General features: G+C 48.5%; 7 protein-coding genes and 7 pseudogenes. 2 read left to right on the top strand and 12 right to left on the bottom strand.

The genetic code is table 11. From position 1 onward, the window contains the following. Both GVI59_RS18890 and GVI59_RS19545 read left to right on the top strand, forming a co-directional pair. The coding region (locus GVI59_RS18890) for a hypothetical protein (RefSeq protein ID WP_206752380.1) at positions 1-180 on the top strand (180 nt) is incomplete at its 5' end. Between the two features lie 4 nt (positions 181-184). Then, positions 185-727: a glycine-rich domain-containing protein gene (locus GVI59_RS19545; RefSeq protein ID WP_456304148.1), complete on the top strand. Its 543-nt coding sequence runs from the start codon at positions 185-187 to the stop codon at positions 725-727. Between the two features lie 9 nt (positions 728-736). Here GVI59_RS19545 and GVI59_RS17985 read toward each other — a convergent pair whose 3' ends face one another. The 12 genes and pseudogenes from GVI59_RS17985 to GVI59_RS17935 all read right to left on the bottom strand — a co-directional run bounded on the left by GVI59_RS17985 (position 737) and on the right by GVI59_RS17935 (position 9,978). Further along, positions 737-1,501 (bottom strand): IS5 family transposase, encoded by a 765-nt coding sequence (locus GVI59_RS17985; protein WP_173575426.1) that lies wholly within the window; start codon positions 1,499-1,501, stop codon positions 737-739. Positions 1,502-1,579: 78 nt separating this feature from the next. Beyond that, a pseudogene (locus GVI59_RS17980) lies at positions 1,580-1,772 on the bottom strand (IS481 family transposase); the annotation flags it as partial. 57 nt (positions 1,773-1,829) lie between these two features. Beyond that, on the bottom strand, positions 1,830-4,799 hold the full coding sequence (locus GVI59_RS17975; protein ID WP_173575425.1) for a hybrid sensor histidine kinase/response regulator: 2,970 nt from the start codon (positions 4,797-4,799) through the stop codon (positions 1,830-1,832). Between the two features lie 827 nt (positions 4,800-5,626). After that, a pseudogene (locus GVI59_RS19520) lies at positions 5,627-5,719 on the bottom strand (IS5/IS1182 family transposase); the annotation flags it as partial. Positions 5,720-5,773: 54 nt separating this feature from the next. Continuing rightward, positions 5,774-5,941, bottom strand: coding sequence for a hypothetical protein (locus GVI59_RS17965; RefSeq protein WP_173575424.1), 168 nt, complete (start codon positions 5,939-5,941; stop codon positions 5,774-5,776). A gap of 111 nt (positions 5,942-6,052) precedes the next feature. Further along, a pseudogene (locus tag GVI59_RS19515) lies at positions 6,053-6,418 on the bottom strand (transposase); the annotation flags it as partial. Further along, entirely contained in the window at positions 6,340-6,591 is a 252-nt protein-coding gene (locus GVI59_RS19225; RefSeq protein ID WP_338422127.1) for a transposase, read from the bottom strand. The gene GVI59_RS19225 and the pseudogene GVI59_RS19515, both read right to left, overlap by 79 nt. A gap of 154 nt (positions 6,592-6,745) precedes the next feature. Then, positions 6,746-7,034: pseudogene (locus tag GVI59_RS19510) on the bottom strand (integrase core domain-containing protein); the annotation flags it as partial. A gap of 248 nt (positions 7,035-7,282) precedes the next feature. Further along, positions 7,283-8,060 (bottom strand): annotated as a pseudogene (locus GVI59_RS17950) (IS5 family transposase). 94 nt (positions 8,061-8,154) lie between these two features. Next, positions 8,155-8,557: pseudogene (locus tag GVI59_RS17945) on the bottom strand (IS481 family transposase); the annotation flags it as partial. Positions 8,558-8,864: 307 nt separating this feature from the next. Then, positions 8,865-9,074, bottom strand: a complete 210-nt coding sequence (locus GVI59_RS17940) for a helix-turn-helix domain-containing protein (protein ID WP_173575423.1) — start codon at positions 9,072-9,074, stop codon at positions 8,865-8,867. 145 nt (positions 9,075-9,219) lie between these two features. Then, positions 9,220-9,978: pseudogene (locus tag GVI59_RS17935) on the bottom strand (IS5 family transposase). Between the last annotated feature and the right edge of the window lie 19 nt (positions 9,979-9,997).

The raw sequence follows: 9,997 nt of genomic DNA, 5'->3' as shown, positions 1-9,997 counted from the left end.
GGCCGATCTGCCGACACAGAGGCAGGCCAGAGTATCCATTGTGTGCGCTACGACCGCGCCAGCAACGCCTGTGGGTGGTGCTGTTGTGGCGCTGTATTCAGTGACGGTCCCATCCAGTGCGACGACGCTCACGGGGCTGACTGCAACACCACAGAACGCTTTCTACCCGACAATCCCTGAACTGATGCGCGGTCGCCTCCTCAGCACAATCAAAATCACCAGCAGTCAGAACTACACTCCGTCACGATGGGCCAAAACTCTCGTTGTTGAGATGGTGGGGGGAGGGGGTTCTGGCGCAGGTGCTCCCGCCGTGAATACAGGGACGAACTATGTTTCGTGCGGAAGTCCCGGCGCGGCAGGCGCTTATGCGCAGTTCTGCATTGATCTTACCACGCTCCCCATTTCAGAAATTCCTCTCACTGTTGGCGCTGCTGGGGTTGGAGCGGTTGGTGGGTCGGGTTCGGCGGGTGGCAGTACGTCATTCGGTGCATATGTCACCTGTGGGGGTGGTGGATATGGAATGCGATTTCCGCTGCGCCCGGAACGTCTACATGGGGGAGCGCCCCAGCTGGCGGCCTTGTCATATCAACCGCGACATCAGGACTCACCATCATCAGTGATTTCAAAGGGGAGGATGGATGGGCCCCGGTTATTCTCTGCGGGTTTAGTGGTTCCAGCCCGAGTGTCGGCGTTCCTTTCCCAATCCCCGGCGCGTCATCGCCTCTAGGTTCAGGACTCATTCTTTGAGGTAGAAGATGAAGCTTGCTGCGATGTGGATAGCGGACATGAAAGTGTGTGCGTAGCGGTCATATCGTGTTACCACCCGCCGCCAGTCTTTGAGCTTTGCGAACATGTTTTCGATGAGGTGTCGCTTTTTATACAGATGCCAGTTGTAAGGCGGCTTTGATTTCCGGTTCTTCTTCGGAGGAATACAGGGGGGTATATTCCGTTCTGCAAGCGATAATCTGATCCGGTTGCTGTCATAGCCTCTGTCCCCGATGACTTCTTCTGTCTCGTCGGGGAGATCTGCCAGAAGCACGTCTGCGCCTCTGAAGTCACTGACCTGACCCGCTGTCAGATGAAGGTGGACAGGCCGGCCCTGACCATCGCACACGGCATGGAGTTTTGAGTTCAGACCGCCTTTTGTCCGTCCGATATGACGGGGAAAAAGCCCCTTTTTGAGCAGGGACGCCGATGTCCGGTGCGCCATGAGATGTGTTGCATCGATCATCAGACGCTTCGACCGTCCTGATGGCTCAGCCAGGGTAGTGAAAATCCGGTCAAAGACACCCAGGCGGCTCCAGCGGATAAAGCGATTGTATAAAGTCTTGTGTGGACCATACGCTTTCGGAGCGTCTTTCCACTGAAGGCCGTTGCGGATCACGTAAACGATCCCGCTCAGGACACGACGGTCATCCACGCGGGGCACTCCGTGTGCCAGAGGGAAAAATGGCTCAATCCGCCTCATCTGGCTCTCAGACAGCAAAAACACGTCACTCACAGCCTCACCTCCATCGGTAAGCCTGTGAATCACAACACACAGCTCAATTCAATAAATTAATAGGTCCTGAGCCTAGATAAGGACCGTTGAGCGCGGCTCTTTTGGTCCCGTCTTCTGGGGCTTCGACAGTCTGACGCTTCCGCCATTTTGCAACTGTTTTCGGGTTGATTCCGAACTCCTTGCTCAGCGCCGCGAGCGAAGCCTGCGATCGCTGCAGCGCTGCTCGCACGGCGTGCGTGGGCGTGGCGCTGCCATGACGTATCTGTCCCATAATGCTTCCTTCCACTCACGTGAAAATATCACACCATCAAATCCCGGGACCAAACACCTACGCTCTCCTTGGTCGATTTGTGTCCGTGATCATTGGAGCCCATCCAATGGCTTCAATTGTATTATAATAAGGTTCTAGGATTGAAACGGCTTTGGCGCATAATTCTATCGCCTCATATTTTCGCAAATGATCTTCACTACTGCATATTTCTTCTATTTCAAAAAGGTAGTCATATAGAGGAAATCCTCCAATAGAATAAATAATTGGTAAGTTTCCATGAATCAAATTGTATGCAGCATTAAGGTTTTCAGAATCTATATAGTTTTTCACCTCATCAATAATTCCTGGTAGTTCATTAAAGAGCCCTGATAAAATCTTCCTTGCTTCCTCGTCGCCAAGTGCCTGACGAAATTCAAGAAACATTGAAAGGTCAAAGGTATTTCTAAGGTTGGGATCGAGCAGCAGGGAGGCTGGTCTATCTAATGATGGTTGCGGCGTGACGGTCGGCTTCAGTCTAGACATGAGGAATGCAGTTTCGATCGCTTCAGGCAGCTTTGGAAGACCTTTAGTCTTTGAAATAACCGTCATCATACCAGCATCACTGCATTCTTTATAGACGTCCTCAGTTCTATGAGCAGTGATTCCAACAACTGCGGATATTGTATGTCCATGTAATTCCAGTATTCTCCTAGTTGTTTCACAACCGGAAATGCCAGGAAGCCTGAGATCCATCAAGACAAGATCAAATTTGTTCTTTTCCATTTGATGAATTGCGTCTTCTCCTGACGATACAGTTATGACTGACCACTCTTTCCGGTCAATATACTGCTTGATTAGAGTGACGTTGATAGGATTATCTTCAACGAGGAGAATGCGACGGTTAAACCGCAAATTGGTATCGTCCACAACTGGAACAGATAAAACAACCTCAGATGTTTCTTCTAGATTAATGGAAATCAGTCTTAATATATCTTGTGTCGAGCTTAATGCCGGGATGCGGACGGTCTTGTAGGGATATGAGTCTGAAAATCCATCGATTTCAGATGCTGATTCCATGAAGCAGATTATAGCTCCTTTGATCGCATCAACTGACGCGAGACGGCTCATGGTCTCTTTTGCACCTTGAGCGGGAAGCGTCTCGGAAATGACGACAACATCGAGCCGATTCCAGAGATATTTTGCTCTCTCGCAGACTGCTCCGAGGGTAAAACTGTCGTCGGCGACGTCCACTAGCATTCCGGCCTCGCGTAAGACTTGGACGAGATCAGTTCGTGTGTCTCCTTGTTCGCATCCTATGACAGCAACTAGACCTTTGAAAGGTTCTGATGAAAGAGGTGTTTTTGACTTACCTAAGAAGCCGATAAATGTGAAGCGCGTTCCACCGCTCTCAAGTTGTTGACACTTTATGGAGCCAGACATCGCATCTGCGATCATCTTGCAAACGTATAGGCCGACTCCCAGCCCTGACACATTTGAATCTACATTTTCACCACGGACAAAAGGGTGGAATATCTTTTGAAGATCGTCTTGCACCACACCCCGTCCTGTATCATCTACTTCTACAGTGAGCATTCCATCATTTTTATCAACTGATACTTTTATCTCTACTGATCCATTTTCAGTATATTTTATTGCATTGCCAAGTATATTACTGATGACTTGGCGAAGTGAATCAGTGTCCCCTCTCCATATTGAAAGAGGTTCGATCTGAATAAATGATGAAAAATTGAGGCCTTTGTTTTCAGCTTGAAGCCGAAAAATCTCAATTACTTCCTTGAAAAAGTTAAAAACATTAAAATCTGCATCTTTAAGGCTAATTTCGGCTTTATTTGAAAGGGATATATTTAAATTATCAATAAATGATAAAAAATTATCAATATTAGATGAGATTAAATTGTGGATCTTCTTATTATGGTGATCAGAATCCGAAAATCGAAGCATAGAGTTTAATGTGCGCAGAGTCAGTATTTCGTTCGATGTCTCATGAAGATTTACAAGAACACGGTTGGAATCAATAGAATTTTTCTCTTTCTTCTCTAAATAACGTTTCATAGAATAAGAGAAGTAAAGTGAAAGAAATCCAGTAATGCTCTCAAGAACAAGCAATATCCAGATTGTATATTGAGAATTTTTCCTATGATTTTCAGCCGGTGTGTCGCTCTCCATAGGAGAGAGGTAAGACTTTTCAGGTGGAAATGAAACGATATCTTTGTGGTTTATCTTAACTGTCGGGATCAGAAATGAAATATTTAGCCCTAGAGAAAGCTCGGTCCTTTTCAGGAGTAAATTGTCAGGAGGGACTTCACAGTAACCAGACAAGACTGACCCATCTCCTATAATACCTACAGAAATTGTAAAACCATGCTTGTGGATACAGTAATTTGAGAGAAGCTCTTTGGTATATTCGTCGGATACTTGAGTAAAAAAGGCGTACTTTTGAGCTTCTATAGAAGTATACGGCCTAAAGTAATAAAGATGTCCCTCGAGCTGAGCCAGGAATGGCCCCTTCCTATTTCCAGATAAATGGATAATTTTTGTAAGGCGATCATCACCTTTAGTAGGATATGTCGATATAACCGGAAGGTATCTATCTTGGATATTGAATATGCCGCTTTCACCGATTAGCGTGGACACTTGGGAGTTTTCAGTGGATCTCAAAATACACTCGGTTGCACGAAGTTTGCTGTAACCGATGCAAGCTATAGCACTGTCTGAAAGAGATTTGATTCTTGAATCTAGTAAAAATATATCCGTATTGATTCGGCTGATCACAGGCTCAAAGTAGTTTCTGATATTTTGTGCTGTGCTATTTTTTTCGAAATTATCAATAACAATGTTATTGATAATTTTTGTTTTTGGAAATGATGGTTGATGAAGTTCTGAGCTCTTAGGTAAGTTATTTAGAGATTGTGTTTCTCTTCCTGCAAACACAATATATGTGCTCACTATCAATAGAATGAAATTTGTAATACCAAGCGCGATTAACAAAACAGTTCCACGCAACTGGTAACTTGTTTGAGAGTTCATGGGTGATACAGACTGTTAATTACGAACACAACGGAACCATTTTGATGCATCTTCGTCTCTTGGATTGAATGTGATTGTTGCTATATGGGGCGATGATTTTGAAACGATATAAAGATCGAACTTACCACCTTCCAAGGCGACGAGTAGTTGACTCTGAGTTTTTTCGTTATTGAGAACAGTTGAGGAAAAAAACGATGTGCGCTTACGTGACAATGTCTGATACCACAGAGCTGAGTCATGTGTGAAACGCAACTTTAGTCTGCTGGCAGAACATGTGTTTCCAGAATGAGTATGGCAATTGACACTGTAAGTCAGATAAGCGTCTTTTTTTTGAATTGATATACTAAACAAATCAGACGAAACCGTTGCTAGACAGTTGGGACTGAAAGCCCATACACCTTGGGCTATATACCTAGGTTGGTAACTCGACGTTACTGCCCTAGAAATAAGGGGCGTAGTGCTCTTAACGTTTTCCGTAAGACGGTGCTCATTTGTACACGCGGCAAGGGTTAGGCAGCAGAAGCCGCCTGTGAGTACTTGTAAAAAATAAGAGCGCACTTGCTCCAAAAAACTTATCCCTGCATAAGTGGCCGACTATTTTCTAATGTAATAAAAGATAAAGAATGTCAAATAACAGAGATCATTTGGCGCTCGATTATAGATTTTGTCTATCATTTTTATAATTTGTATCACATGCAATGGAGGCGAAGAACCGTTCGGTAGAAGTTCCAGAGGGTGTTATGCATCTAGAGCGAGTATAGCGTATTTTTAAGCAGGAAGCATGCGAATGCAATGACATAAGAAGGCTTGGGAGTGTTGAGGCATAGCGCGTCATAATCTTTGGCAAGTCTGCGGCATCGTGTGGCGCATGAGAAAGACCGTTCTACGCCCCATCGGCGCGGCAGCAGGACAAAGCCGCGTTTAGCTTCGGCAATTTGACGACCTCAAGAGTGATACCATTGGGTCTGCGCTGCTCAGGCAGGTTTCCTGTCTGTGTGTCCCTGATCGATACAGGCCAGTTCGACGCTTTCGCCCATCACCTCCTGAATGGTGGCGTCGAGGCGCCCTACCCCGGCGCGATGGTCCCGATTGGCTGGCGTGACGTGCAGGGCCAGAAAATGGCCAAACGTATCCACGGCCATGTGCAGTTTCTATGCTTTTGTCTTGTCGCGCCATCATACCCCGCGCGCGGTCCGCTCTCCGGCGTCGAACGCAAGGTTCGGCTATCGAGGATGGTCGCCGTGGGTTCTGTCTTACGGGCGGAGGCCACACGCAGCATAGCCGCAGGTCAGGTTCCAGTTATAAGATGGCTTTGATTTCCGGTTCTTTTTTGGGGGAATACAGACGGTGATATTGCGTTCTGCAAGCGATAACCTGATCCGATTGCTGTCATAGCCTCTGTCCCCGATGACTTCTTCTGTCTCGTCGGGGAGATCTGCCAGAAGCATGTCTGCCCCTCTGAAGTTATTGACCTGTCCAGCAGTCAGATGAAGGCGGACAGGGCGTCCCTGTCCATCGCACACGGCATGGAGTTTTGAGTTCAGACCGCCTTTTGTCCGTCCGATATGACGGGGAAAAGCCCCTTTTTGAGCAGGGATGCTGATGTCCGGCGCGCCTTGAGATGTGTTGCATCGATCATCAGGCGCTTCGACCGGCCAACCTGTTCTGTCAGCGCAACAAAAATCCGGTCAAAGACACCCAGGCGGCTCCACCGGATGAAGCGATTATACAAAGTCTTGTGCGGACCACGCGCTTTCGGAGCATCCTTCCACTGAAGGCCGTTGCGGATCACATACACGATCCCGCTCAGAACACGCCGGTCTCCACGCGAGGCACTCCGTGCGCTAGAGGGAAAAACGGCTTAATCCGCTCTATCTGCCTATCAGACAGCAAAAAAACTTCACTCACAACGTCTCCCTCAGTTCAATAAATTTATTGAACTGAGCCTAGTTGTTTAGTCTCGGGATTTGATGGGTTGGATTGATGATGAATCTTTCTGTCTCTGAAGTCCATATTTTGCAGACGTATTCGTAAGGGGAGAGGCCACTTAGGGTTCTGAGTCTTCGCCCGCAAGTTGCAGGCTGCCATGAAGTCGCTGAGGGATGTCCTCAGCTGCTCACGGCTGTCGTAACGGAAGCGTTTGACGGTTGCTTCTTTGACTGTCCGGTTCATTCGCTCAACCTGACCGTTCGTCCAGGGATGACCGGGTTTTGTCAGACGATGTTCGATCCCGTCGGCTTCGCAGATCATGTCGAAGCGCATGGGACGCGACCAGGCCGTATTTGGATTACGGGGCTGTTCATCGAACTGGATGCCGTTATCCGTCAGAACGGTATGAACCCGGTAAGGGATAGTGCTCAGGAGATGTTCGAGGAATTCCAGGCCGTCTTCCGGTCGGCTTTCTCGACCAGTTGTGTGACGGCAAATTTGTTCGCCCGATCAATGGCCACAAAGAGATACAGCTTGCCTTCAGCAGTCTGGACCTAGGTTCTGTTGACAAAAAACGGTAGCCACAGTTTTACGGCTGCGAGGTTGAGAAAGGCGAGGAACGATTTTCTTGTCTTGTCATAGCGTGTGGCGATACGTCGGAAGTGCTTCAGTTTGTTGAACATCCGCTCGATACGGTTGCGATCCCGATAACGACGGAAGTCGCAGGGAATATCCTCTATGCGGTTTGAACGCGGCGGAATAACAGGAAGAATGCCTCGAAAAAGCAGGTTCTCCCGTATCCTGTCACTATCATACCCCTTATCGGCCAGGAATCGGCGCGGTGTCGCGACCGGCAGGTCCATCAAGGCATCAGCGCCGGAATAATCAGAAATTTCGCCACCCGTCAGGTTGAAGCCAAGAGGGCGTCCCTGACCGTCAGCGCGGGCGTGGAACTTGCTCGTAAAGCCGCCGCGGCTTCGACCAAAGCCTTCCTTATGCGTCCCCCTTTTGCGCCAGCCGCCTGGCTGTGAGCCCGAACGACCGTGCTGTCGATCATGTGCTGCCAGTCATCGGTCAGACCGAGTTCAACCAGCGTTTCCAGCAGAGCGTCCCAGACACCCTGTTCTGCCCATCGACGGAACCGCACATAGACCGAGTTCCATTTTCCGTAGCGCTCATGCATGTCCCGCCATGGGCACCGACACGCAGGACATAAAGCATTCCGTTGAGAAACAGACGGTTATCCTGTGCCGGTCGTGACCAACGGCCACGTTCAGGCAGCAGCAGGCCACCAATGATCGCCCATTCCTCGTCCGTCAGGTCGCCACGCATCCACAGGTCTCCGCAAAGATCAGTGTTGAATCACGTCCAGGCCAGTCTGAAAAGACCTTTTGTCAACAGAACCTAGGCAATATAATATCGATGTGAAAAAGCCGATCGAGTAGCGTTTGAAGCGCTGTTTTGCAGATTTGTCTCTCTCGATGTCCGGAAGCCGTGAGATCTCGTGACGCTGAAAGCATCGGTGCAGGGCTGAGCGTGTCAGATGGGGGCTGGCCTGCAGGGCATAAAGGCAGTCATCGAGGAGCAGTAGGGTATTCCGACGGAAAGCAACGGCCATCGCATCGTCCGTCTTAGATAAGGACCGTTGAGTGCGGCTCTTTTGGTCCCGTCTTCTGGTCTTCGACAGTCTGACGCTTCCGCCATTTTACAACTGTTTTCGGGTTGATTCCGAACTCCTTGCTCAGCGCCGCGAGCGAAGCCTGCGATCGCTGCAGCGCTGCTCGCACGGCGTGCGTGGGCGTGGCGCTGCCATGGCGTATCTGTCCCATAATGCTTCCTTCCACTCACGTGAAAATATCACACCATCAAATCCCGGGACCAAACACCTAGTAAAGGATTTTTAACGATGTGCCTCAATACTCGCAGGCGTGCACACCATTGCCTACGCTGGCTTCATGCTCAGAAATGCCGCTAACCTGTTCATCCAAATTACATAACAGCCTCTCGGATCTCTGTGAATGAATCCGTATGTCTGTTCTGCCCAAGAGTATTTTTTCGCCTTACAAGACAGGATTTACGTCATAAATATAATATTCGAAAAGTCTTTTTCCTACTTTCTCTGTATTTTATCCGGAACTATTTTTCATTGAGTAGTTCACGGATATGCACATTCAGATTTTCGCACAATTTAAGCAAGTGTTCTGGCTTTGGCCGCTCTAAACCCATTTCAAATGACTTTAATTCATCTTTTGGAATCTGTGTTTTCGTACTTAGGGTTGTTAGAGACATTCTTCTAATGCCACGCCAGTATTTTATATTTCGACCAATAATTTGTTCCAGTTTCATAGACCTAATCTTCCTTTCGTCTCCTTATAGTCTCAAATAGTAAGATAAAACCCATTCATGACTGTTGATAATGATATGTAGTGATTATTGCTTAGAGATCAAGAGGGATAATGGTTACTCAGATTTTAGGGTCAGGACTCACTGATCAGAGCCAGAAGATGAAGCTTGCTGCGATGTGGATTGCGGACATGAATGTGTGAGTGCACCGGTCATATCGGGAGGCAACACGTCGCCAGTCCTTCAGCTTTGCGAACATGTTTTCGATGAGGTGGCGTTTCTTATACAGATGCCAGTCGTAAGATGGCTTTGATGTCCTGTTCTTCTTCGGGGGAATACAGGCGGTGATGTTCCGGTCTGCGAGAGACTGTCTGATTTTATTGCTGTCGTATCCCCGATTTCCGATGACTTCTGCCGTTTCGCTCGGAAGATCGTTCAGCAGAACATCAGCGCCTTTGAAATCACTGACCTGTCGAGCAGTCAGATGAAGGCGGACAGGGCGTCCCTGTCCATCGCACACGGCATGGAGTTTTGAGTTCAGACCGCCTTTTGTCCGTCCGATATGACGGGGAAAAGCCCCTTTTTGAGCAGGGACACTGATGTCCGGTGCGCCTTGAGATGTGTTGCATCGATCATCAGGCGCTTCGACCGGCCAGCCTGTTCTGTCAGCGCGACAAAAATCCGGTCAAAGACACCCGGGCGGCTCCACCGGATGAAGCGATTGTATAAGGTCTTGTGCGGACCATACGCTTTCGGAGCATCCTTCCACTGAAAGGCCGTTGCGGATCACATAAACGATCCCGCTCAGACCACGCCGGTCATCCACGCGAGGCACTCCGTGCGCCTGAGGGAAAAACGGCTCAATCCGCTCCATCTGCCTCTCAGACAGCAAAAACACGTCATTCACAGACTCATCTCCATCGATA

This window comes from Acetobacter sicerae (assembly GCF_011516765.1).
GTDB classification, from domain to species: domain Bacteria; phylum Pseudomonadota; class Alphaproteobacteria; order Acetobacterales; family Acetobacteraceae; genus Acetobacter; species Acetobacter sicerae.
Note: the sequence above shows the minus strand (reverse complement) of the source record. Positions and strands in the feature narration are given on the sequence as shown.